Consider the following 24359-nt stretch of genomic DNA (forward strand, 5'->3'; position numbering starts at 1 on the left):
TTTTCTCCTTGCCGTGTCCGGTTAGCCCGCCCGTCCGAACGTTACCGCTTCGATCTGCGCCGCGCCCGCCGCGCTGAGCGCTTCGGCCGCGGACGCCAGCGTAGCGCCGGTGGTGAACACGTCGTCCACCAGCACGACGCACCGCCCGCGCACCGCGCGCGAGGCGCACGCCGCGAAGGCCCCGGCCACGTTGGCCCGGCGCTCGTCCGGCGTGAGCGCCGTCTGGGTGCCGGTGTTGCGCACGCGGCGGAGCACATCGGTGCGCACCGGCAGGCTCATCAGGCGGCCGAGGGTGGTCGCCAAGCGCTCGCTCTGATTGTAGCCCCGTTCCCGCTCGCGCCGAGGCGCAAGCGGAATCGGTATCAAGCATACCCGCCCCGTCAATGGCTCGAGCAGGCGCATGCTCGCGGCCATCGGCTCCGCAGCGCGCCACCAGCCGTGGTACTTGAGTCGGTGCACGAGCGCGCGGGCGCCGCCCTCCAATCGCACCGCGCTTCGCACTCGGCCGAGCGATGCGGGCCACTCGGCGCAGAGGCGGCACGGATCGGGGTCGCGCCGGGGCTCGCCGCAGCGCGGGCAGAGCGGATCGGGCAGCGGACGCCAGCGCGCGCGGCAGAGGCCGCAGACGAGCGCGTCGCCCTCGCGCTCGGGGACGGGTTCCTGGCAGAGGAGGCATTCGGCGGGAAGGAGCCAGCGCTCGACCTCGCGCGCCACACGGGCAATCTCCGCGAGCGCGGTCACGTGAGCGCCTTCAACGGAGTGCCGTATCCACCGCGGCCCGCATGATGTCGCGAGGCGCGGGCGTGGCGGGAAACCAGCAGGAAAACGCCGCCGCGCCCTGAGCAACCAGCACTCCTCGACCGTCCGCCGCGCGGAATCCGCGCGCGCGCAGCGCCCGCACCCACGCGGTCTCTCCCCGCGTGTACACGAGATCGAGCGCCACGCGCGCGTCCGGTGCCAGCTCGGGCGCGATGGGCGGCCGATCATCGGGGCGGAGGCCGAGCGGTGTGGCGTTGATCAGGACGCCGCAGCTCTCGGGCGGCACCACCGGCACGCCGCGCGCGACGGCCCACGCCTCGAACTCCCGCTGACTCGTGAGATCGCGCGAGAGCACCGCGACACCCGTGCCGCGCTCCCGCGCCGCACCGACCACCGCGCGCGCGGACCCGCCGGTGCCCGCGAGGAGCCACCCCGCGCGCGGCGGCTCCAGCGCGTCGAGTGCCTCGAGCACGCCGGCCACATCGGTGAGATCGCCGGCGGTGGTGTTGCCGTCGCCCCAGAAGGTGTTGCACGCCTCGAGCGCGCGGGCCCGCTCGCAGAGCCGCTCCACGGCGCGCGCGGCGACGCCCTTGTGCGGGACGGTGACATTGCCGCCCCCGCCCGCATGGGCCAAGGCGCGGATGAGATGGGGGACGTCCTCGGCGGTGCAGCGGAGCGGCACGTACGCGGCGTCGAGGCCCAAAGCCCGGAAGGCCGCCGTGTGCATGGCCGGCGAGAGCGAGTGGGCGACCGGATCGCCCAGGAGGGCGAAGCCGCGCGCGCTACCGCTGATCACCCGAGCGCTCCGCGGCCACGCGCGCGGCCACGCTGCCGATGAGCTGCTGGAGTTCCTCGAAGGTACGCCGGTAGTCGTGCAGGTCGCCGCCGAACGGGTCGCTGATCTCGGCGTCCGCGCCGGTGCGGCCGGCAAACTCGCCGAGCAGGTGCACCCGGTCGCCGCCGCCCAACTCGGCCGCGCGCGCCGCGTGCGACCGCCCCATCGCGAGCACCACGTCGGCGCCCTGCACGATTTCCTTCGTGAGGAGCCGCGCCCGATGGTCGGAGAGGTCCATGCCGTGCTCGAGCCCGATGAGATACGCGCCCTCCGATGCGGGCGCGCCGTCCCAGGCGCCGGTGCCGGCGGACGCCGCCGTCACCTGCCCGGCGAGGCCGCGCGCGTCGATGGCCTGGCGGAGCAGCGCCTCGGCCATGGGACTGCGGCAGGTGTTGCCGGTGCATATGAACAGCACGTTCATCGGATCACGTCGTGGTTCAGGTGGCTCGAAATGTAGTCGGCCCGCCGCCGCTACCAGCGTCGTACCATCGCCGCCAGCTCGTCGCGCGGAATCGCACCCTCGCGCACGAGGCGCGGGAGCGCGCCGGTGCAGTCGACCAGCGTGGACGGTGGCACGTTGCCGAGCACGCCGCCGTCGAGCACGAGGAGCTGGCCGTCGTCCACGGCGGCGTGAAAGCGCTCGACCAGCCGCTCGACGCCCGGCGCGGGCGGCTCGCCGGGATGGTTGGCCGAGGTCGACGTGAGCGGCTGATCGAGCGCTTCCACCAGCCGGGCGATGCCCGCGTGCGAGGTGTGGCGCACGGCGATTCCGCCCTCGGGGCCGCGGAGCGCGTCCGGCAGCCGGCCGCCCCCCGCGGGCAGCACGAGCGTGAGCGGCCCCGGCCAGAAGGCGCGTGCGAGTGCGACGGCGGCTGGGTTGAAGATGAGGCCCCACGCCTCCGCCATTGCGCGGCTCGCAACGAGCAGGAGGAACGGCTTTTCCGGTGCGCGGCCCTTGAGCAGGTTGAGCGCAACGATGCGGTCTGCGACCGGAAGGCAGCCGAGGCCATACACCGTCTCGGTGGGATAGGCGAGGAGGCCGCCGCTCAGGAGGTGCGCGCGTACGTCCGGTGTCGCGGCGCGCTGCTCGGCGTCGGTGCGAAAGGGAAGGATCACAGTTGCGCCGCCCACGATTCGGCCCACGCGAAGTCGGCGGGGGTCGTGATCTTGAGATTGGCCGGCGAGCCCGGCACGAGGCGCACCTCGGCGCCCAGGCGCTCGACCAGCGCGGCGTCGTCGGTGACGCCCACATGTGCGGCGCCCGACGTGGCGCCCCCGGTGGTCCTCCGCGCGACGGCGAGCTCGTCCGCGGCCCGCGCGTATGCGGCGACAATCAGCTCGCGCGGAAATCCCTGCGGGGTCTGCGCGCGCCAGAGCCGCTCGCGCGGCACCGTGCGCGCCACCCGGCCCGCGTCGCCGTCCGCCGCCTCTTTCAGCGTGTCGGCCACGGGCACCGCCGCCACCGCACCGATGCCGGTGCGCGCCGTGCGGATGACGGCATGGATCGTGTCCGCATCCACAAACGGACGTGCCGCGTCGTGCACCAGCACGACCCGGCAATCAGGGTTGAGCGCGGCAAGGCCGGCGCGCACCGAATCGGTTCGCTCGCATCCGCCGCCAACGAACGTGAGCATCGAGGCGGCTCGAGTGCCGCTGCCCGCGGCCGGACCGGCAAGCGCCGCCAGAAAATCCGGCGGGTCCGCCGCGTCGCCCGGGGGCAGTACGACCACGACCTGTGCCACCTCGCGGTGCGCCGCGAACGGCCTGACCGCGCGCACCACCATCGGCACACCACCGATCTCGCGATACTGCTTGGGCACCGCGCCCGGCTCGCCGCTGCCCAGGCGCCGCCCCTGCCCCGCCGCCACCACGATCGCGCCTACGTCACGCGGCAAGCGCCCGCACCAGTTGGTCGACGTGCTCCAATCCGACGTGCGCCACGCCCGGCACCTGGAGCGGCGCGCGTGCCGCGCCGAACACCCTGCGGAAGCCGAGTCGCGCCGCCTCGGCCACCCGACGCTCCACGGCGCCGGTGGGCCGGATCTCGCCGCCGAGGCCGACCTCGCCGAGAAAGATTCCGTCCGCGGGCGCGGGGCGATTGTAGAGGCTCGAGAGCAGCGCCGCCGCGACCGCGAGATCGGCGCCCGGCTCGTTGAGCCGCACGCCTGCCGTGACCTGCACGAAGACGTCGAGATCGGCAAAGCTCGTGTCCGCCCGCCGCTCCAGCACTGCGAGCAGCACCGCAAGCCGCTTGGGGTCGATGCCGGTCGCCACGCGTTGCGGCGTGCCGTATCCCGAATTGGCCGCGAGCGCCTGCACCTCCACCAGCACCGGCCGGGTGCCTTCCATGAGCGCGGTGATTGCACTTCCCGCGGTGCCATCGGCTCTCGCCGCGAGGAACACGGCAGACGGATTGGGCACCGCCACGAGCCCGCGCTCGGTCATGGAGAAGACGCCCAGCTCGTCCACCGAGCCGAACCGGTTCTTGGTCGCGCGTAGCAGGCGATAGTCCAGCGTCGATTCGCCTTCGAAGTAGAGCACCGTGTCGACGATGTGCTCCAGCGTCTTAGGCCCCGCGATGCCGCCGCCCTTGGTGACGTGCCCCACCACGACCACCGCTGTCCCCGTCTCCTTGGCGAACCGCATGAGCTGGCCGGAGCACTCGCGCACCTGGCCCACATTGCCCGGCGCGCTCTCGAGCAGGTCGGTGTATACCGTCTGGATCGAGTCGAGCACCACGACGTCCGCCTGAAGCGCCGCCGCCGAGGCCACGATCGCCTCGAGCCGGGTTTCGCCCAGTACGTGCACGGCGCCGGCGTCTTCTTCCAGGCGGTCGGCGCGCAAGCGGAGCTGGTCCGGGCTCTCCTCGCCGCTCGCGTAGAGCACCCGGCGTCCCTCGGTCTCGAGCCGCGCCGCGGCCTGCATCAGCAGCGTGCTCTTCCCGATGCCCGGCTCGCCGCCGATCAGCGTCATCGAGCCCGGCACGATGCCGCCACCCAGCACGAAGTCGAATTCCTGGATGCCGGTGCGCCAGCGCTCGAGCGGCTCGGCCGCGATGTCGCGCAGGCGGTCGGGCGGACGGGCGGTCAGGCGGTCTTTGCCGCCTCTCCGTCCGCCTGCCCGCCTGTCCGCCCGATCGCCCGGCTCTTCGCTCACGGCGTTCCAGGCCCCGCACGCCTCGCAGCGGCCCGCCCACTTCGGGTGTTCGTGCCCGCACTCAGCGCAGCGATATACCGACCGCACTCGCGCCATGCTATTCCGGCTCCTCTCGGCTCGTGAAGTTATCGAACCGGGTATACTCGCGATGAAAGAACAATTCGATGTCTCCGGTCGGGCCGTTCCGGTTCTTGGCCAGCATGACGTCGGCCCGGCCGCGCTTGGTTTCGTCGTCCCGGTCGTAGTACTCGGGCCGGTGGATGAAGATGACGAGATCGGCGTCCTGTTCGATGGCGCCTGAATCGCGCAGGTCGGAGAGGATCGGCTTGCGCTCGCCTCCGCGCTGCTCCGAGGCGCGCGAGAGCTGCGAGAGTGCGATGAGGGGTACCTGCAGCTCACGCGAGAGCGCTTTGAGCGACCGCGAGATATCCGAGATTTCCTGCACCCGGTTCTCCGCGTACTCTGGGCTCCGCATCAGCTGGAGATAGTCCACCACGATGAGCCCGATGTCGTGCTCCGCCTTGAGCCGCCGCGCCTTGGCGCGCATGGCCAGTAGCGTGATGGCCGGCGTGTCGTCGATCCAGATCTTGCACCCTTGCAAGACGCCCGCGGCCCGTGCCAGCATGGAGAAATCGCTGTCCCGAAGCGCCGCGCGCCGCACCCGCTGGCTGTCCACCCGCGCCTCGGCGGTGAGCATGCGCTGCACCAGCGACTCCTTGGACATTTCCAGCGAGAAGATGGCGACGCCGTGCGCGTTGAGCGCCGCGTTGGTGGCGACGTTCAGGCAGAACGCCGTCTTGCCCATCGAGGGCCGCGCCGCCACCACGATCAGCTCCGACGGCTGAAACCCCGACGTCATCTCGTCCAGTTTGTCGAACCCGCTCCCCACTCCGGTAATCGACTTGCCGCTCCGCTGGAGCGTTTCAATGCGCTCCATCGTGGGCCAGAGCATCTCCTTGATCCGGGTGAAGCCCTGGTCGAGCCGCTGTTCCGAGATGCTGAAGATGCGGGACTCGGCCTGGTCGAGCTGGTCGCCCGCCGCAACGCGCCCGTCGTACGCCTCGGTGATGATCTGGGTGGAGGTCTCGATCAGGCGACGGAGGATCGCCTTGTCGCGGAGGATCCGGGCGTGGAACTCGAGGTTGGCCGCGGTCGGCGCCGCATCGACCAACTCGGCCACGTAGGCGGGGCCGCCGGTGGCCTCCAGGTCGCCGCGGCGCTCCAGCTCGTCGCGCAGGGTGACGTGATCGATGGTGACGCGCCGCTCGACCAGCGCCCGGAGCGCGCGGAAGAGCCGGCGGTGCTCCTCGCGGTAGAACATGGTGTCGTCCACCATCTCCACCGCGCGGAGCGCCGCGTCCTGGTCGAGCAGCATCGCGCCGAGCACCGCCTGCTCGGCCTCGGGGCTCCAGGGCGCGGCGCGGCCGACGTAGGGATCAGCGGTCGAGTAGCTGGCGGGCGATACGGACGTCATCCCAGGTCGGCTTCTTCCAGTTCGGGTTGCGGAGCAGCGCCGCCGGATGGTAGGTGACCACAAGCGGGATGGTGCCGTACCGGTGCACCTTGCCGCGGAGCTCGCCGAGACTCTTGCGCACGCCGAGCAACGCTTCGCCCGCGGTGCCGCCCATCGCCAGAATCACCCCCGGCCGGATGAGCGAGAGCTGGCGGTGCAGGTACGGAATGCAGGCGGCAATCTCGTCGGGCAGCGGCTTCCGGTTCTGCGGCGGCCGGCATTTCACGACGTTGGTGATGTACACTTCTTCGCGACGAAGTTCAATAGCCTCGAGAATGCTGTTGAGCAGGTTGCCGGCGGCGCCCACGAACGGGCGGCCGGTGGCGTCCTCGGTGGCGCCGGGGCCTTCGCCCACGAGCACCATCCGCGCGTGCGGATCGCCTTCGCCGGGGACCGCATGCGTTCGGCTGGGACAGAGATCGCAGCAGTACGTATTCGAGATCCGCCGCGCCACTTCCTCCAGCGTGTCGAGGTTGTTGAGGTCGTTGCCGAGGAGCATCGGCTCCGGCGGCTCGACGGTAATGCCGGGGCCCGGGATCGGCGGCGCGCCTTTGCGCCAGTTGGACGCGCCGACCTTCGACTCTGCGGACTTCTTTGCGTCCCGTGTCGATGCGGGCCGCTGCTTCGGTCTTCCCATCTCGTCTTCCACTCCGGGCGGAGCGCCCAGGATCGCCTCCGCCCCACCCAACTCGATCTGCTGTTCCAGGTACCGGCGCCGGAGATCGCTCACCGATAAGTCCCGGTGGGCTCCGACTGCGCCGGCGTCCGCGCCTCGTTGGCAAAGCGCGCTTCGACCGCGTCGAGGATCGCCTCGGCCACCTCCCGCTTGGACTGCAGCGGGAGAATCCGCGATGCGCCGCCGCGGTCAAGCAGCGCGACGCGATTGGTGTCGTGCTCGAACCCGGCGCCCGGCTCGAGCGCGTCGTTCACCACGATGAGGTCGAGCGCCTTGCGTTCCAGCTTGGCCCGCCCCTTGGAGAGCGCGTCGCCCGTTTCGAGCGCAAAGCCGACCGTGACGCTCCCCGGCTTCCGCCGCCCCCGCGTGGCGCCGAGGATGTCGTCGGTCGGCTCCATCGGGATGGCGAGCGCACCGTCGCTCCGCGGCTGCTTGCTCGCGTGCGGCTGCGCGGGCCGGAAGTCGGCCGGAGCCGCCGCCATCACCAGCACGTCGGCCTCGGGCAGCGCGTCGGCCACCGCGGTCTCCAAATCTTTGGTGGTCTCCACCCGGCGCACTGTGATGCCCGTCGGTGCGGGCAGGGCCACCGGCCCCGAAATGAGCAGCACCTCGGCGCCGCGCTCCCAGGCTGCTTCGGCCACGCGGTATCCCATCTTGCCGCTCGAGCGGTTGGTCACGACCCGCACCGGATCGATGGACTCGCGCGTGGGTCCCGCCGTCACCACCACGCGCCGGCCGGCGAGCGGGCCGCCACCGCGGAGCAGCCGCGCCGCGTGCGCCAGGATCACCTCCGGCTCGCTCATCCTGCCGGGGCGCTCGGACGGTCCCTCTGCGAGGGCGCCGATTTCGGGGCCGACGGTCGCGAAACCGGACGACGTGAGCGTCGCGAGATTCTCGCGCGTACGCGGGTTGGCGTACATCTCGTCGTTCATCGCGGGAGCGAGCAGAGCGGGCGCGGCGCGGGCGAGGAGCAGCGTGGTGAGCACGTCGTCGGCGAGGCCCTGCGCCACGCGCGCGATGAGGTGCGCCGTGGCCGGTGCGACAATGACGATGTCGGCGCCATGGCCCAGCCGCACGTGGGCGAGCGGCGCCGCCGCCCCGGCACTACCCCAGAGCGAGGTGAGGACCGGCCGCCCGGTGAGCGCCTCGAACGCGAGCGGCCGCACGAACTCGGCGGCGCCCCTGGTGAGTACCACGTCCACCAGGGCCCCCGCCTCGACCAGCCGCCGGGCGAGCGTGCAGCTCTTGTAGCACGCGATTCCGCCCGACACGCCGAGCACGACGCGCCGGCCGGCCCACACGGTCAGGCCTCGGAGCGGCGGCGGCGGACCAGCTTGTAGTTGAGGTCGCCGTCGACCAGCGCGTCGAGCGAGGTGGTCGTGAGCTTCTCGCCGTCCGGTGCGGCGCGGTCGCGCGGCAGCTCGTTCAAAAACCGGGCGAACTTGGCGGCGACCAGCACGCCGAGGTACTTGTTGCCCGCCTGCCGGGCGACTTCCGCTGGGGTCGTGATCCGCATGCGTTCTCCTTTATTGCTCTCGTGTGTCTCGTATCGGGTGCGTGTCTCGTTCGTCGCTCACGATGTCTGGAACCGGGCCGCTTCGGCGAGCACCTGCTGGCGCAACTCCGCGACGAGCGCGGGCAATGCATCCTGCCGGCTCACGCGGCAGCGCTCGGCGTCCACGATGGCGGAGATCCGTGACACCGCCCGGTCGAGGTCGTCATTCACCACCGCATAGTCGTACTCGGCAACCGCGGCCAGCTCTTCCAGCGCGTGTTCCAAGCGGCGCCGGAGCGCGTCGCCGTCCTCCGTGTTGCGCGCCTCGAGTCTCCGCACCAGCTCGTCGCCCGAGGGCGGCAGAATGAAGACGAGCACGCTGTCGGGCACGGTCCGCCGGAGCTGCCGCGCACCCGCCAGCTCGATGTCGAGCACCGCGTGCCGGCTCGCGCGGAAGATGCGATCGACCTCGGCGCGGAGCGTGCCGTAACGATGGCCGCCGTACGTCGCGTGCTCGAGGAACTCGCCGCGCCGCGCGCGGGCCTCGAACTCCTCGGGCGCAAGAAAGTGGTAGTCCCGCCCGTGCTCCTCGCCCTCGCGCCGGGGCCGCGTCGTGGCCGAGACCGAGTACGCGAGATCCGGCCGCGCGGCGAGCAACGCGCGCGCGATGCTCGTCTTGCCGCCGCCCGAGGGCGACGAGAGCACCAGCAGGAAGGGCGTCACCCGGCGCGCGCGCTCACTCGAGATTCTCGAGCTGCTCGCGGAACTTCTCCAGCTCGCCCTTCATCGCGATGACCTGGTGCGCGATCTCGGGATCGTTCGCCTTGGACCCCATCGTGTTCACCTCGCGTCCGAGCTCCTGCGCCAGGAAGCCGAGCTGCTTGCCCACGGGCCGGTCGGCGGCGAGCGCCTCGCGCGCGGCGGCCACGTGTGCGGCGAAGCGCACCAGCTCCTCGGTGATGTCGAGCTTGTCGGCGAGGAACGCCAGCTCCTGCGCCAGGCGATTCTCGTCGATCCCGCGGCCATCGAGCAATTCCCGCACGGCGGCGCGGAGCCGGTCGCGCTCGCGGGGGAGCCGAGCGGGCGCGCGCGCGGCGATGATGCGCGCGGCGGCCTCCAGCAGATCGAGCCGGTGGTTGAGCTCGGCCGCGAGCACGGCGCCTTCGCGGCGCCGCATCGTCGTGCACTCTGAGGCCGCTTGCGCCACCACCGGCTCCACCTCGCTCCAGGCGACTTCGGCCGACTCGGCCCCGTCGGCCACGAACACGTCCGGCTGCCGCGCGATGAGCTCTAGCGACACATCGCCCGGCAGGCTCAGCGCGCCTTGTAGCTCGCGGAGCCGGTCGGCGGCGGCGCGGGCGCGCGCGAGGTCGAGGCGCAGCGTCGGTTCGCTCGACGCCGGCGGTTCGGTCCAGCGCGCTTGCAGCGCGATGTGACCGCGCTCGAAGTCCCGCCGCAGCCGCTCGCGGATCTCGCCCTCGAGCCCGGTCAGCCCGGACGGGAGCCTGGCGGCGAGATTGAAGTAGCGATGATTGACGGTCCGGATCTCGATCCGGAGCCTCCCGCCCGCCGCCGGCCCCTCGCCGGCGCCGAAGCCGGTCATGCTGGATGGCATGCGCGCCTCCGTCGCGGGAAAGCCGGGAAATCTAAGGTGGGGAGGGGGGTGGGCGTAAGAGTTGCAAGCAGTTCCAGACCTGATTCGCCTGAGGGATCGAGCCTGTCACAGGTGCGAGATGACAGCGCGCGACCCCATCCGCGCTTTGCCTTCACCAACTGCACGACGCCGCTGCCAGTGCCCAGCCCCGCGAGCTCCGCGGCAAGCACGGCATTCACGGAGCCAGGTTCTATCGCTGATCCGGGCAATACGGCGGTCTGTACACGAGCGAGACCAAGAGGCTCTCAAGGTGCTCGACGATGGCGACGACCACTCCTGGGGCGTGGCCGTCAACCGCGACGGCGCGTCACCCCATCGCTGGGCCACTTCGGCGTGAGCGCCCAAGTGCCTGCCGGCTGGTGGACCTCTCCCCCTCACGCGCTGTCACTTCCAGTCGCTATCACCGAACCGCGATCGGCCGGGTGGAACGGCTCCGCGGGTTGGCCGAGCGCCCGATTGCGGCTATGTCCCGGCGGGCTCGTATTGCGGTGCGAGTGAGTGGGGAATCTCGAGAGGCTGTAACAGGCCTACCGCGAGGAGCGCCGCTTGGTGCGGCCTCCTGAGGCCACAACCACCCGCGAGTGATGGGGGCCCTTTGGTCGCGCCCTACGGCCCAATGGGCGCGAGGGGATGGCTTTCACCCACGACGTTTGCCGCGACGGCCGCCTCTTCCGCTGCCTCACTGGATGGACGAGTATAGCCCGGTATTTCTGGTGACCGCGTTCGAGAGCGCACTCCTGAGCGCCCAAGTGGTCGCCATGCTTGAGTAGCGAGCCGAGGGGCGCGGGCTGCTCCGGACCCCCGTGGTCGATCAAAGGTCCGAATTCTTCACCCGGCCGCTGAATATTTGCGCTGATCGCCGGGGGATGGAGGTGGTCTCCGTTCGGCCGGGCAACGCGCTGGAAGGCGCCTCGGTCGAAAGCGCCTGCAGCCGCTTTCGCGACGAGTGCCTGAGCACCCACTGCCTCGATACCCGTGCGGATGCCCATCCGCAGATCGCGCGCTAGCGCCAAGGGCAACGAGGTCCGGCCCCATACCCGCTTGGGCGGGCGTACTCCGACGAGCTCGCAGTGACCTCGAAGGCGACTGATTCCATCAGCCGACTCTCGGCCGAACTCTGGCCCTGACTCCTCAAAGGAGAGAGGACCAGTGTGCGATCCGGTCGGTAAAGTGTGCGTTTCAGCTCGGGGTTGAAAAGCAGCAGCATGCCCTACTTCGGGCAGACGGAGCCGCAGTTCGAACCCCCCGGGTCGTCCGACACGCTGATGGTCTTGCTCACCGATCCGGTATCGCCTTCGACGTCTCTCGCAATCACCTTGAACACGTACGAACCGTCGAGCAGCGTTTTCGTGAAGCTCGCACCAGTATACGGGAGCAGAACATTGTTTTGGTACCACTGGTAGGTCACGGGCAATTTGACATTCGCAACAGCGCTCGAGATTGGAACCGACCCTGGGGGCACATTGCTCACCGTGGTAACGCTAACTCTGGCGCGGTAGTCAAACGTAAGATCCGAGCTTCCTCGCGTAACGCCACCGTACGCAAGTCCTATATCTAATGTCGCAACGTCCTTGCCCGTCGTTGAGTAAATATTGCTGCCCTGCCCCGCTACGTAATCAATTGAGGGCTGACTCCTGAGTGGCGAGCCTACGAAATTGTAGTATAGCGGGGTTCTCGCTCGCAGCGAGGTATTGCCGATATACACTCCGACGGTCACCGGGCTAGATGTCGTGATATTGGGCGCCATACCGTCGAGGACCCCTTCGAATCGCTGGGTGGCCGTGCGACCGGAACTGATGTAGAACGGGCACCGATCCGGCGACGTGACCTCGGCGCTGCTGATCACCTGCCCGAATACGTTGTCGTTTGCGACGACGACACACTTCGTCGTCGAGTCCAAATAAGGGCATGTGACACCGAGAAACACGCAAGCAAGCGCGCAAGTCGGTACGCGACGCATGTTAGTCTCCCTCCGCGAGCGTTACTCGGTCGAATCGAATTGGCATCTCACTCCGTCGATGGGCCACCGCTGCGACTGCGGTTGGCAGGGGAAGCTCCGATCCTGAGGCAGACTCCGGGTACTTCAAATACCAAACCGGGGTGCCTTCCGGCTGGCTATCGGCAGGAACACTGCTTGGCGCCTCGGCAATGCTGGTCGCGCTCCCGCGCGGTGACCCCGCGCCGATACCGATGTAGAGGCGATCTCGAGAGAGCCGGCGCCCGTCAGTATTGCGAACGATCTCGGCCTCGCCATCCAGCACAACCTCCCACCGCGCGCCCTGCGGGTACCCCTCGGACGGACTCGCAGCGAGGAGCCGCGGGACTGCAGTGATCATGCGCCGACTCTTGGCCGCACGCTCAACGGCACGCTCAGGCGAAATCCCAACGGGGCTATCCCAGCCACCCGGGACGCCCATTGCAAAGAATTCATTTCCATCTGACCCCGCCATATCCAAATCGCCGTTCACCACTTTCACGGCCGTTGCGAGCGCGGACACTGCGAGACTCACAGCGAGTCGGCCGTCCAGCTCGCAGAGCCCAATCAGCCACTGAGGACCGAGGTGCCGGTTGAGCGCTTCAGGCACCCCTTTCATTGCTTCGAATGGGCTCTCCGCATACAATGGGCGGCCGCATGAATGCAACTCATCGAACCGGATGGGCTCACCGTGCTCTCGTTCGAGCGTTGACCGGAGCATCGGTCCGTACCGCCTACCCCAAACTTCCGCGATACTCGAAGCACGGGTGCTGGAAAGTTCATTCGCACCGACAGGCGCGCCATTAAGCTTGAATAAGCCATCGGCACCTAGCGCTGCAGCAGCTGTACCAATCACGCTCCCGGCGACCTGCGGCGGAGGCGGAGACGGCTCGATTGATCGGTCGCCAGCGCCACATGCATAAAGTGCCGCACAGGCTGCAATCACGGCAGCGTTCCGAACGCGCTTGGGATCTCGGACGGCTCTGGACATGGTGTCCCCGAAAGGATTGTGGTTTAGCTACCGGGCCGCGTTGGACCGTGGAGCGTTCGAGCGGGTCTTGCTGCAGGGCAGCGCGGGCTGACGTCCTCCCGCTTCGGCTGCGGGCTCGAGTTTGTCCATCCATGATCGGGTCCGCAACCAGCGCCAGTTGAAGCACGCCGCGCCACTTGCCCAAGCCTAGTGTGAGCCAAGCCGCGGTGAAGACAAATTGCCACCGGACCATCAACCGACCGTCAACGCTGAGGCGAATCGCCGCATGTGCCGCTCGGCAAGCGCCGCCTAACCGCAGCCACTGCACCCAGTTGTGTCCCAGGACAATCTCACCTACGAGTTCACGCTGGTCGCGCAAACGACTCCGAACCTAGTCCGCCGGGCAGAGCGCGATGCTAGCGCCAAAAGTGACGGTTCCACCGCTGCCGGAGTGCTGGCGCATGCGTGGCGTTCTCAGAAGCAAGGGTTCGCAAAGCCTTTGCCTGCGCCAGACAGGGGCGTCGCGAGCCCATGATCAGACCTTCGCCCGAGCGTTAATTCGCGAACGTCCACCGAATCCCGATCTCACTAGGCCGCCCGACAATCGGCAGCCCCGGCACATACGGCGCCGCTTCGAGCGTGAGATTGCTCCGGTCCCAGTAGAACTGGAGCGAGCCGAACGCGATTTCCACCAGGCTCCGCAGGTACGTCGCGCGCGGCAGCAGCATCGGATTGCCGAAGGCGTCGTTTCCGATCACCCCGTTGTCCCAGTGCTCCACGCCGAGCCGGAGCTTGATGTCGAGTATCCGGCTCGGAAAAATCCGCGAGAGGTGGGTGCGGATCGTACCCGCGCCGTACACGTGCCGCGGCGGCACGCCCTCGGGCACGGCGCCGCGCGGGTTGCTGTACCAGCCCTCCACCGTGATCCACGAGAGCGGTGTGAGCCGGCCGCCGAGCGTGATCCACTCCGTCGCACTCGACGGCGCGATGGCGGGCACGACCGGAAACTGCTGATACGCGAGAGGAAGCCACGCCGACGTGCGCGAGTAGGTCGCCTCCACCGCGCCCCAGCTCCGCTCCCAGCCGACGCTTCCCTGCCAGTCGCGCACCGCCTGCGCCGCGTCGCTGAGCAGCGCGGGCGCCGCGACGATCGACCCCACCCGCGCGGAGCCGCTCGCATGAAAACCGTACGGCAGCTCGATTCCGGCCCGCGCGCCGAGCCAGTCGGACGAGCGGCCGCCGTCGTGCCGCTGATATCCCGCTTCGCCGGCGAGCGTGAAGCCGGCCCTCGGCTGCCACCCGCCGTTGGCGCGCAGGTCGAGCGACGTCCACCGCGTGCGATAGAACGCCGACGCGCCGAGCGATGCCGTGGGCCATCGATACGATCCCACGAGCCCCACCTGATGGACGCGTTGCGACGGCGTGAGACTGTCCCCCGCCGTGATGCGGCCCAGCAGCAGGTCCGCGCGCGCGCCGAGCCCGGTCGTGTCGTGGCGCCACATGCCGCGAAGCTGGACGTCGGTGCGGTTGCCGCGGGTGATGCCTCGGCTCAGCGTGTCGCCCGCGGCGTCGATCGTGGGATCGCGATCGGGCCGCGAGCGAAGCACCTGGTACAACACGCCCCAGTGCGGTGAAGGGAGATAGCTGCCCTGCGCAAAGAGCAGCGTGTTGGCGTACTTGCTCCGGACGCCCGCCACGGTGGGCACCGTTACGTTCTCGCCTTCGAGCGCGAAACCGGGTCCGCTCCGGGTGCGCTTCTCCAGCGACCCGCGATAACGCGCGAAGTCTCGGCTCCCCCGCGCAAAGCCGACGCGCGAGCGCGGCGCGAGCCGATCGTAGTTGGGCGTGTAGAGCCACACGCGCAGAAATCCGGGCCAGCGCTCGATCTCGACGCGGTCGAAGATGCCGAGCGAGAGGATCGACGGATCGACGCCGACGCTGTCGACTCCCGCCGGCACGTACGGCAGGCCGTCGAAGTAATACTCGACCGAGGTGGCCCCGCGGCCCTGGAAGTTGGGAAGCTCCGGCTGTCCGAGCCATCCGCCGCGCCAGAGATAGAGGCCGGGCACGCGCGCGAGCAGGTCGCCCACGGTCGCGGCGCCGCTCCAGTCGAGCGAGTCGCGGGTGAACACGATGCGGCTCCGGGCCGGCGCCGGCCCCTCGGGCCCGAGCCGCGCGGGGGCGAGCACCTTGACCTTGGTCCGCTCTTGCAGCGCGAGATACCGCTTCAGGGGGCTCGAGTCGGCCGCGGCTCGGCGCGCGCTGTCCTCGGCGGTGGGTGCGGGGCGGAGCGTGTCGCCGAGCGGCGTGATGAGCGAGTCGGGCGGTCGCTGAGGGCGGGTGGTGTCCACGACCTGGGCGGCGACCGTCGGCGGCCGCACCGCCGCTCCTCCGAACGCGCAGGCGAGCGACGCGGCGGCGAGCGCCAGCCGGCAGTTGCGGCGCACCGGCCGCCGCCTATGCCGTGCCGTTCACGCCCCGCCCTGGCGCGACAGCACGAATTCGCTGAAGAGCCGCACCCCCATTCCCGTCGGCCCCTTCACCCGGCTCGCGTCCTCCCGGTCCGAATACGCGGTGCCCGCGATGTCGAGGTGCGCCCAGGGAAATCCGTCGACGAACTCGCGCAGGAACCACCCGGCCGAGATGCTGCCGGCGGGCCGGCCGCCCGCGTTCTTCACGTCGGCGATGTCGGACTTCATGAGGTCGCGGTACTCGTCCCAGAGCGGCATCGGCCAGACCCGCTCGCCAGCGCGCTCGCCCGCGGCGCGCACCTCTTCGATCAGCGCGTCGTCGGTGCCCATGAGCCCGGCGGCGGTGTGGCCAAGCGCCACGACGATGGCACCGGTGAGCGTCGCGATGTCGATCACGGCGCTCGGCTCGTAGCGCCGCGCGTACGAGAGCGCGTCCGAAAGAATGAGCCGGCCCTCGGCATCGGTGTTGATCATCTCGATCGTCTTGCCGAGGTGGCTCGTGATCACGTCGCCCGGTTTCACGGCGGAGCCCGAGGGCATGTTCTCGGTGGATGGCACCAGCCCCACCACGTGCACCTTGGGCCGGAGCCGGCCGAGCACCTCGAAGGTGCCGAGCACGGCGGCCGCGCCCGACATATCGAACTTCATGTCTTCCATCCGTTCGGCCGGCTTGATCGAGATGCCACCGGTGTCGAACGTGACACCCTTGCCGATGAGCACGATCGGCGCGGCATCGGAGCCCTTGTACTCGAGCGCGATGAAGCGCGGGTCCTCGCCACCGCCCTGCGCCACCGCGAGCAGCGCGCCCATTTTCTCGCGCTGGATCGCGGCCTTGTCGAGCACGGTGACATCGAAGCCGTAGCGCTGCGCCAGCTCCTTAGCCTTGTCACCGAGAAAGCTCGGCGTGCACACGTTGCCCGGGAGCACCTGAAGACCGCGGGTGAACGTCTGCCCCGCACCGATCGCCGCGCCGACGCGGTGGCCCGCTTCGACCTCGCCCTGCTCAGCGGGTGCCAGAATGGTGAAGCGCTCGAGCTCGGGCTTCTTCTCCTCCGGCGGGCGCTTGAGGTCGGTGTAGATCCAGGCGCCCATCGCGAGTCCTTCTGCGGCGAACTGGCCGACATCGCGCCAGCTCAGCGCCCCACGGCCTTCCGGCGCCAGATAGAAGGCACCCGACGGCGCGCCGAGGGCACGCGCCCGCTTGGCCACCGCGGCCGCCGCGCGGCGCACGTCGGGGCGGGTGCCGCTCTCGACGTTGCCGAGCCCCACGAGCACTATGCGGCCCTGAGGGCCGGAGGGGTACACGACCGCGGTTTCGTCCCGCTTGCCCGTGAAATCCCCGGAAGCGTAAAGCCGGGAGAGCAAGCCGCCCGCCGCCTGGTCCGTGGCGGCGAGCGAGGCGGGGAGTGCGGTACCCTGCGGCACGGCGATACCGAGCAGCGGTGTCTGCACGGCAGCGGGGGCAGTGGCGGCAACGGAGGTTTCGAAGGACATGGGAATTCGTGTTCCGGCGTTGAGGTGATGGGGCGCTGGTGCATCCGGTGGCGCGGCGCGATCGTGGCGCGCGGGCCACCCGCGCCCCTCAGCGCCGCCGGCGCAACGAACGATACTCCGCGCGCACCGGGCCGACGTACGCAGCGCGCGGACGCAGCAGTCCTTCCTCCGCATACTGCTCCAGCACGTGCGCCAACCAGCCGGAGATGCGGGCGATCGCGAAAACCGGGGTGAACAGCTCGGGCGGCACCCCCGCGGCGCGATAGAGCGGCGCGAGGTAGAAGTCGACATTGGGCGCGCGGCCGGTGGCGGCCCGGGCGCGCTCGTCGGCCGCCTGCGCCAGCTCGAACCACCGCTGCTGGCCGGTGGCGGCGCAGGCGCGCTCCGCCGCGACCCGCATGGCACCGGTGCGCGGATCTTCGCCCCGGTACACCGGGTGCCCGAAGCCTGGAAACTTCTTGCCCGCGAGCGCCTGCACCCGCGCCGTCACGACCGCGTCGGCCCGGTCCGGCGTGCCGATCTCCTCGAGGAGTCGATACACCGCGAGTGCATGGCCGCCGTGTAGCGGTCCCGCTAGTGCAGCGAGCGCGGCGGTCATGCACCCGTGAAGATCAGCCTTGGTGGCGGCGGCAACCCGGGCCGCAAAGGTGCTCGGGTTGAGCTCATTATCGGCCCGAAGTATCAACGCAGCGTCAAATGATCCGGCCAGTTCGGGGTGCGGCTCGGTGCCGTGGAGCATGTAGAGGAAGTTGGCCGCGAGGCTCAAGCCCCGGCGCGGGGCTACCGAACGCTCGCCCCGGCGGCCGCGGCCGAGCGCCGCCACGAGCGTCGGGAGCTGCGCGACCAGGGCGATGGCGGCCGCGGGAACGCCGGTGATGTCGGACGCGCCCCCGGCCGGCTCGAGCCCGAGCGCGCTCACCGCCGTGCGCAGCACCGCCATCGGGTCCGCGGTGGCCGGGGCGCCGGCGACGAGCCGCGCCACCGGGCGCGGCAGCCGCTGCGCCGCCTTCACCGCGCGGGTGAAGGCCGTTAGCTCCGCCCGATCCGGCAGATGCCCGGCGAGGAGCAGGAACGCGGTTTCCTCGTACGTCGACTCGGCGGCGAGGGTACTCGCGTCGTAGCCGCGGTAGGCAAGCCGGTTGTCGTCGGCCGAGAGGAGGCAGATCGACGAGCGGGCCGCGACGACGCCGTCGAGCTGTGGCGCGGTCTCGGAAGTGGCTTCACGGCCGGTGGTAAGCATCGTGGACATCGCGGGACGGGAAGGTACACGGGGCGCGGACCGGCCGGCAACCGAGTCAATCCACTCCGCCGCCCGTCGGCGCCTCGGCCGGATGCGGCTGGGCGCGCGCCTTGTCCGCGCGCCCGAAAACCCGCCGCGCCAGCTTGATGAGCCACTCGCGGAGTCCGTCGAGGATCTCGTAGAACGTCGGGATCACCAGCAGCGTCAGCAGCGTGGACGTGATCACGCCGCCGATCACCGCGCGACCCAGCGGCGCGCGGAAGTCGGCCCCCTCGCCGTGGCCGATCGCCACCGGCACCATCCCGGCGATGAGCGCGAGCGTCGTCATGATGATCGGCCGGAGCCGGATCCGGCCCGCCTCGATCAGCGCCTCGCGTATGCCGAGCCCGCGCTCACGCGCCCACTTGGCGAAGTCGATCAGCAGGATCGCGTTCTTGGCCACGATGCCCATGAGCAGGATCACGCCGATCAGGCTCATGATGTTGAGCGTGGTCGCCGTGGCCCAGAGCGCCAGCACCACGCCGATGAGCGAGAGCGGGAGCGAGATGAGGATCGCCACGGGGTCGAGGAACGAGCCGAACTGCACCACCAGGATCAGGTACATGAGCAGGATCGCGACGCCGAGCGCGGTGAAAATCCGGGTGAACACCTCGGCCTGGTCACGCGCCTCTCCGCCCTGCGAGATCGCGTATCCCGGCGGCAGGTGGAGCTGCTGCAAGCGCTGGTTGATGGACGTCGTCACGTCGGTGAGCGCCCTGCCCTGCACGTTGGCCTGGATGATGATCACCTTCTGTCGGTCGAGGTGGTCAATCTGGGCTGGCCCCACGCCCTGCTGGATGGTGGCGAGCTGGTCGAGCGGCACCAGGATGGGTGCCGCGTTCGGCGCGCCGGCCGCCGGATTCACCAGGATCGGTAGCTGGGCGAGGTCACCGGTGTGCTCGCGCGCGTTGGGCGCAAACCGCACGGTCACGTCGCGCGTTTCGCCGGTCGGATCCACCCAGTCGCCCGCATCGATTCCCGCGAAGGCCGGCCGGAGCGCCTGCGCCACCTGGCTCACGGTGACGCCGAGCGACCCCGAGAGGCCGCGCTTGAGCTCGACCTCCAGCTCAGGCTTCTGTCCCCGGGTCGAGAGACCGACGTCGACGGCGCCCGGTACTTTTTCAACCAGTGCACGCGCCCGGTCCGCCAACTGCGCCAGCACCCGCGCATCGGGGCCGGTGAGCTGCACCTGGATCTGCTTGTACGCGCCGCCGAAGCCGCTGGTGAAGACTGACACGCGGGCCCCGCCCACCCGCGCGGTCTCCCGCCGGAATGTGACGCCCAACTGCTCCTGGCTCACGTCGCGCTCCGATTTCGGCTTGAGCCGCACGTACACCAGCGCCTGGTCCACCGACGGCGACTTGCCCGGCACCGATGTGCCCACCGTCGTGTAGGTGTAGAGCACCTCGGGATGCCGGCGCGCGATCGCCGCCACCTGCTCCGCCTTCTCGCGGGTGAACTCGAGGTTGGCGCCGGGCGTCGCCTCGACGATCATGTTCACCTCGCTCCGATCGCTCACCGGTACGAAGCCGGCACCGACGACGCCGGTCACCACCATCGCGATCGCCAGCAGGAACGTGCCGACCGCAATGGCCACCATCGCGAGCCGGTGGTCGAGCGCCCACGCGATCACGCCCCGGTAGCGGTCCGCCATCCGGTCGAACCAGCGGTTGAACCGGTCCAGGACGCGCGCGATCGGGTTCCGCCGCTGGTGGCCCTCGACCTCCGGGTCGGGCCAGTAGGCGGAAAGCATGGGGTCGAGCGAGAACGAGACGAAGAGCGACACCAGCACCGAGCACGCGATGGTGAGCGCGAACGGCTTGAACCACTGCCCCGCCACGCCATACATGAACGCCACCGGCACGAACACCGCGACGATCGAGAACGTCGTGGCCGCTACCGCGAGCCCGATCTCATCGGTGCCCTCGTGCGACGCGGTGACGTGGTCCTTCCCCATCTCGATGTGGCGGACGATGTTCTCCCGCACCACGATGGCGTCGTCGATCAGGATGCCGATCGCGAGTGTCAGCCCAAGTAACGACATCGTATTGAGCGTGAAGCCGAAGGCCCACACAGCGACGAATGAAGCGAGCACGCTCACCGGGAGCGCGAGACCGGTGATCACCGTCGAGCGCCAGGAGTTGAGGAAGAGGAACACCACCAGCACCGTGAGCAGGGCGCCTTCGATGAGCGCCTCCTGCACGTTCCTCACCGCACGGCTCACCCGCACACCCGCGTCCTGCACCACTTCGAGCCGCACGCCGGCGGGGAGCCGCTGCTGCAAGTCGTCGATGCGCTGGTGCAGTTGACTCGTGACCTGCGTCGTGCTGTACCCCTTTGACTTGAGCACCTCGATCCCCACTGCCGCCGTGCCGTTGAAGAGCGCCGCGGTGCGCTGCTCCTCCGTGCCGGCAAAGACATCGGCCACCTGCCCGAGGCGGATGATCTGGCCGCCTCGGTCAGCGACGACGAGCGCGGCGAAGTCCTGCGCATCATCCAGCCTGCCCTTGAGCCGGATGGCCCGCTCCTGCAGCTCGGTGTTGAGCCGGCCCACCGGTGCCGCGAGGTTCTGCTGCTCGATCGCCTGCACCACCTCCGCCACGCCCACGCGAGATGCCTGCAAGTCCGACGGCCGGAGCTGCACCGTCATCTCCCGCGCCACTCCGCCCACCACGTTGACCTGCGCCACGCCGGTGACGCTCTGCAATTCGCGCGTGATGGTCGGATCGGCCAGCGTGGTGAGCGCCGGCACCGGCACCGTCGCCGAAGTGAGCGCGAGCGAGAGCACGGGCGCCTGCGATGGATCGAACCGGGTGAGGATCGGCTCCTTCATTTCCGTCGGCAGGTCCGCCCGCTTGGTCGAGATGGCGTCGCGGATGTCCTGGGTGGCCTGCTGGATGTCCTTCTCGTAGTCGAAGAAGACGATGAACTGGGCGAGCCCGTCCGTGGCGCTCGCCTGCGTCTTCTCCCAGTCGATGCCGCTGATCGAGGAGAACGACTCCTCGATCGGGTCGATTACTTCGCGCTCGACCGTCTCGGGCGAAGCCCCCGGATACGGAATCGTCACCCCGACCACCGGCTGCTGGATGTCGGGAAACTCGTCGGTCTGCAGGTTGAGCAACGCGGCAATCCCGAACGCCACCAGCGCCAGCATCGAGGTGATGGTGACGATCGGGCGCCTGATCGCGAAATCGGAGATGAACATCAGCGGCTGTCCGCCTTGGCGTCCGCGGTCTCCAGCCGCTGCACCCGGACCTCAGAGCCCGGGGTCACGCCGGCCGTCTCGAGAATGACTGTGTCGCCCGCCGCGACGCCGCCGCGCAGCTCGAGCTTGTCCGTGGCCGGATCGCGCGGACCGAGCTGCACCTGCACCTGCTCGGCCCGTCCCTGCTGCAGGCGGAGCACCGTCGGCGCAATCCCCTGCTGGTCCACGGCCGCAGCCGGCGCCAGCAACCCGCGCCGCACCTCGGTGCCGACCCGCCCCTCCGCGAAGAGCCCCGCCACGAGACGGCGGTCGGTGTTGGGGATCGTGATGTACACCCGAACCTGGCGCGTCGCAGGATCGGCCGCGGGATTGATGCGGTCGATCCGCCCGCGGAATGTCTGGCCCGGATAACCGGTGATGGTGAACTCGACCGGCGCGCCGCGGGTGAGCTCCCGGAGCTGCTCGGCCGGCACGGTGCCCTCAAGCTGAAGGCTGCTCGGGTCCACGATGGTGTAGATCGGGTCACCCGCCTGGAGCACGTCACCGGCGCTCGCCTGCCGGGCGCTCACGACGCCGCTGATCGGCGCCCGCACCTGGGTGTACGCGAGCGTCCTCTCGGCGGTGGCGAGCCGCGCCCGCGCATCCGCCACGGCAGCCTCGGCATTCGCTTCGGCCGACTGCGCCGCTTCGAGATCGCGCTCCGCGATGGCACCCGCCTTCTCGAGTGTGGCGCTCCGTTCCGCGTTCCTGCGCGCGTCGGCGAGCGTCTGCTCGGCGCTTCGGAGTTGCGCCCTGGCGGAGAGATACGCGTCCTGCACCCCGCGCTGGTCGATTCGCGCGAGCAGCGCGCCCTTGGTGACCCGCTGCCCTTCCTCGTAGTTCGTCTCCAGCACCGTGCCCGCGATCTCCGCCCGCACCTGCGCCTGCTGCACCGGCTCCAGCGTGCCCGACACGGCGGGCCCGGTGCTGATCTCGGTCGAGTCGAGCACGACGATGTTCTCGGGCCCGATCACGGTGACCGGCGGCGCAGCCGCTTCCGCGCTCCCGGCCCGCGCGCCGCTGCACCCGGAGAGGCCGAGCGCCGTGCCGATCGCGAGCGCAGCGGTGAAGGCGGGGGACGTGCGTCTCGACCAGCATCTCATGGCGATGCGACTCCTGCCTGGATCGCCGGGCGGGTTCCAGCCGGCGCGGACGGGTTGGGCGTCGGTGCGGGTGCGGGACCGATCTCGAGCGGTTGGGCCGATTGGGTCGCCTGGGCGGCCGCGCCCGCCGCCGTGCTCGGCACGTTCGCGAGCGGCAGGTAGGGCAAGAGCGCCACGCGAGTCCGCGCCACCTTGAGGTCGCGCGCCGCGCGTGCCCGGTTGGCCTCCGCCTGCTGCAGCTGGATGCGGGAGTCGGACAGCTCGGTTTGCGTCGAGATTCCCTCCCGATAGCGGATTTCGGCGATCTGATACGCGCGACTCGCCTGCTCGCCCGTGCCTTCGCTCGCCTCCCACGCCGCGAGCGCCGCGGCGAGCTGCGTCTCGGCGGTGCGGGAGTCGAGCCGCGCAAGCTGGCGGGTTTGATGCAGCCGCTGCTCGGCGGACGCGAGACCGGCGCGCGCCGAGTGGACATCGCCACCGATGCGGCCGCCGACGAAGATCGGCACCGAGAGCGACACGGCAACCGACCAGTCGGTGAGGAAGTCGCCGGTACTCGGGATGCCCGACGCCGGATAGGCGATCTCCGAAAAGTTCGACGTGAGCGAAATCGCGGGCCAGCGCTGCCCCGTCGAAGCCTTGAGCAGCCCGCGTTGCGCCGCGACCGCTTCGTCCGCCTGCCGCACCGGCGCGCGGGCCTCGGCGCTCGTGTCGGCATTCGGGGCGGCGGCCGTGAACGATGCGACCTGCGCCGGGAGCCCGCTCGTGGCCGCGGAATCGCCAAGTGTCGTCGTGAGCGCGACCGTTTGCTCGAGCGGGACGTTGAGCAACTGCTTGAGCCGGAGATAGGCAAGCTCCCGGTCCGCGTGCCGCTGGATCACGACCGGCCGCTGGTTGTCGCGGGTCACGCGCGCCTGCAGCAGCTCGAACTCCGACTGATTGCCGACCTGCTTTGCGAGCTGCGCCTGCGAGAGCGTCGTGTCGGCCTGCTCCAACGTCGCCTCGGCGATCTGCACCAGCCGATCGCTCAGCACCGCGTCGTAGTATGCCTGGGTCACATCGAGCATGAGCTGCGCTTCGGTCGAGGCGACGCCGATCCGTGCGCCGCGCAGTTGCGCGCTCGCCGCCTCCGATTGCCCGATCGTGCGGAGGTTGAAGACCTGCTGAGAGAATGCGAGCCCGACACTGTACTGGTTCGGCCTTCCGAACGGCAGGTTCTGGAACCCGGCAAACGGATTCACGCTCGAGGCGCAGACCACGGCCTGCTCCAGTGAATCGAGCCGCGCCGTCACCGGCAGCGACGGGTTCGGCGTGAACACCGGGCAGCTCACCGGCGCCGGCGGCCCCGGTGTACTCGTCGTCGTATCCGCACCCTCGAGCGAGCGGAATTGACTGCGCAGCGTGCGGGTGTAGTTGACGCTGGCCGCGAGCTGCGGAAAGTAGAGGCTGCGCGCCGACTGCCGGGCCCCCTCGGCGCGCTCAGCCTCGGCGCGCGCAATGCCGATGTCCTCGCTCGACGCGCCGGCCAGGCGAAGCGCTTCGTCGAGCGAGAGTTGCCGCGCACCGGTGGCCGTGTCCCCCGCGGCGACCGTGGTATCGCCGGCGTGATTCTGCGCGGGCGTCTGCGCCGCCGCGCGCGCGGCCATCGGGCCCACACCCGCGGCGAGCGCGAGCGCGCACGCAAGCTTCCGAAACCCCATGATGCCGGCCAAGGTGCCACCGCGCCCCGCGCCCAGGA

General features: G+C 70.1%; 19 protein-coding genes. All 19 read right to left on the bottom strand.

Translation table 11 applies throughout. The annotated features are described in order from the left end of the window. Positions 1–21 precede the first annotated feature (21 nt). Positions 22–741: a double zinc ribbon domain-containing protein gene (locus VFW66_02135; protein ID HEX5385479.1), complete on the bottom strand. Its 720-nt coding sequence runs from the start codon at positions 739–741 to the stop codon at positions 22–24. Positions 742–751: 10 nt separating this feature from the next. Next, positions 752–1555, bottom strand: coding sequence for a shikimate dehydrogenase (locus VFW66_02140; protein ID HEX5385480.1), 804 nt, complete (start codon positions 1553–1555; stop codon positions 752–754). Continuing rightward, positions 1542–2015, bottom strand: coding sequence for a low molecular weight protein arginine phosphatase (locus tag VFW66_02145; protein HEX5385481.1), 474 nt, complete (start codon positions 2013–2015; stop codon positions 1542–1544). Before VFW66_02145 ends, VFW66_02140 begins: the two co-directional genes overlap by 14 nt. Before the next feature lie 50 nt (positions 2016–2065). Beyond that, positions 2066–2710: an L-threonylcarbamoyladenylate synthase gene (locus tag VFW66_02150; GenBank protein ID HEX5385482.1), complete on the bottom strand. Its 645-nt coding sequence runs from the start codon at positions 2708–2710 to the stop codon at positions 2066–2068. Next, a complete protein-coding gene (ispD, locus tag VFW66_02155; GenBank protein ID HEX5385483.1) occupies positions 2707–3489 on the bottom strand; it encodes a 2-C-methyl-D-erythritol 4-phosphate cytidylyltransferase in 783 nt (260 codons plus the stop codon). The genes VFW66_02150 and ispD overlap by 4 nt, the downstream gene beginning before the upstream one ends. Further along, the gene (gene radA, locus VFW66_02160) at positions 3479–4846 is read right to left on the bottom strand and encodes a DNA repair protein RadA (GenBank protein HEX5385484.1); all 1368 of its coding nucleotides are present in this window, start codon (positions 4844–4846) and stop codon (positions 3479–3481) included. Before radA ends, ispD begins: the two co-directional genes overlap by 11 nt. Position 4847: 1 nt before the next feature. Continuing rightward, the gene (dnaB, locus tag VFW66_02165; GenBank protein ID HEX5385485.1) at positions 4848–6224 is read right to left on the bottom strand and encodes a replicative DNA helicase; all 1377 of its coding nucleotides are present in this window, start codon (positions 6222–6224) and stop codon (positions 4848–4850) included. Next, positions 6187–6993 (bottom strand): uracil-DNA glycosylase, encoded by an 807-nt coding sequence (locus tag VFW66_02170; protein ID HEX5385486.1) that lies wholly within the window; start codon positions 6991–6993, stop codon positions 6187–6189. The genes dnaB and VFW66_02170 overlap by 38 nt, the downstream gene beginning before the upstream one ends. Beyond that, on the bottom strand, positions 6990–8240 hold the full coding sequence (coaBC, locus tag VFW66_02175) for a bifunctional phosphopantothenoylcysteine decarboxylase/phosphopantothenate--cysteine ligase CoaBC (protein ID HEX5385487.1): 1251 nt from the start codon (positions 8238–8240) through the stop codon (positions 6990–6992). The genes VFW66_02170 and coaBC overlap by 4 nt, the downstream gene beginning before the upstream one ends. 2 nt (positions 8241–8242) lie before the next feature. After that, a complete protein-coding gene (locus VFW66_02180; protein ID HEX5385488.1) occupies positions 8243–8455 on the bottom strand; it encodes a hypothetical protein in 213 nt (70 codons plus the stop codon). A gap of 57 nt (positions 8456–8512) precedes the next feature. Then, positions 8513–9157 (bottom strand): guanylate kinase, encoded by a 645-nt coding sequence (gmk, locus tag VFW66_02185; protein HEX5385489.1) that lies wholly within the window; start codon positions 9155–9157, stop codon positions 8513–8515. Positions 9158–9170: 13 nt separating this feature from the next. Then, positions 9171–10049 carry a YicC/YloC family endoribonuclease gene (locus VFW66_02190; GenBank protein HEX5385490.1) on the bottom strand — a complete coding sequence of 293 codons (879 nt, stop codon included), beginning with the start codon at positions 10047–10049 and terminating at the stop codon, positions 9171–9173. Between the two features lie 1249 nt (positions 10050–11298). Continuing rightward, positions 11299–11496 (bottom strand): hypothetical protein, encoded by a 198-nt coding sequence (locus tag VFW66_02195; GenBank protein HEX5385491.1) that lies wholly within the window; start codon positions 11494–11496, stop codon positions 11299–11301. 2091 nt (positions 11497–13587) lie between these two features. After that, on the bottom strand, positions 13588–15480 hold the full coding sequence (locus tag VFW66_02200; GenBank protein HEX5385492.1) for a TonB-dependent receptor: 1893 nt from the start codon (positions 15478–15480) through the stop codon (positions 13588–13590). 24 nt (positions 15481–15504) lie between these two features. Further along, complete coding sequence (locus VFW66_02205) at positions 15505–16998, bottom strand: leucyl aminopeptidase (GenBank protein HEX5385493.1); 1494 nt, start codon at positions 16996–16998, stop codon at positions 15505–15507. Between the two features lie 88 nt (positions 16999–17086). Beyond that, the gene (locus VFW66_02210) at positions 17087–18247 is read right to left on the bottom strand and encodes a citrate/2-methylcitrate synthase (GenBank protein HEX5385494.1); all 1161 of its coding nucleotides are present in this window, start codon (positions 18245–18247) and stop codon (positions 17087–17089) included. 46 nt (positions 18248–18293) lie between these two features. Then, positions 18294–21482 (bottom strand): efflux RND transporter permease subunit, encoded by a 3189-nt coding sequence (locus tag VFW66_02215; GenBank protein HEX5385495.1) that lies wholly within the window; start codon positions 21480–21482, stop codon positions 18294–18296. After that, positions 21482–22624 carry an efflux RND transporter periplasmic adaptor subunit gene (locus VFW66_02220; protein ID HEX5385496.1) on the bottom strand — a complete coding sequence of 381 codons (1143 nt, stop codon included), beginning with the start codon at positions 22622–22624 and terminating at the stop codon, positions 21482–21484. The genes VFW66_02215 and VFW66_02220 overlap by 1 nt, the downstream gene beginning before the upstream one ends. After that, the coding region (locus VFW66_02225) for a TolC family protein (protein ID HEX5385497.1) at positions 22621–24359 on the bottom strand (1739 nt) is incomplete at its 5' end. The genes VFW66_02220 and VFW66_02225, both read right to left, overlap by 4 nt.

The organism is Gemmatimonadales bacterium (assembly GCA_036279355.1).
Classification (GTDB): domain Bacteria; phylum Gemmatimonadota; class Gemmatimonadetes; order Gemmatimonadales; family GWC2-71-9; genus DASQPE01.

What these genes read in the sequence shown, in the direction of transcription:
- VFW66_02180 (HEX5385488.1), bottom strand. Translation starts at nt 8,455, where the DNA reads ATGCGGATCACGACCCCAGCGGAAGTCGCCCGGCAGGCGGGCAACAAG.
- VFW66_02145 (HEX5385481.1), bottom strand. Translation starts at nt 2,015, where the DNA reads ATGAACGTGCTGTTCATATGCACCGGCAACACCTGCCGCAGTCCCATG.
- VFW66_02220 (HEX5385496.1), bottom strand. Translation starts at nt 22,624, where the DNA reads ATGAGATGCTGGTCGAGACGCACGTCCCCCGCCTTCACCGCTGCGCTC.
- radA (HEX5385484.1), bottom strand. Translation starts at nt 4,846, where the DNA reads ATGGCGCGAGTGCGGTCGGTATATCGCTGCGCTGAGTGCGGGCACGAA.
- VFW66_02210 (HEX5385494.1), bottom strand. Translation starts at nt 18,247, where the DNA reads ATGTCCACGATGCTTACCACCGGCCGTGAAGCCACTTCCGAGACCGCG.
- VFW66_02215 (HEX5385495.1), bottom strand. Translation starts at nt 21,482, where the DNA reads ATGTTCATCTCCGATTTCGCGATCAGGCGCCCGATCGTCACCATCACC.
- dnaB (HEX5385485.1), bottom strand. Translation starts at nt 6,224, where the DNA reads ATGACGTCCGTATCGCCCGCCAGCTACTCGACCGCTGATCCCTACGTC.
- VFW66_02190 (HEX5385490.1), bottom strand. Translation starts at nt 10,049, where the DNA reads ATGCCATCCAGCATGACCGGCTTCGGCGCCGGCGAGGGGCCGGCGGCG.
- VFW66_02205 (HEX5385493.1), bottom strand. Translation starts at nt 16,998, where the DNA reads ATGTCCTTCGAAACCTCCGTTGCCGCCACTGCCCCCGCTGCCGTGCAG.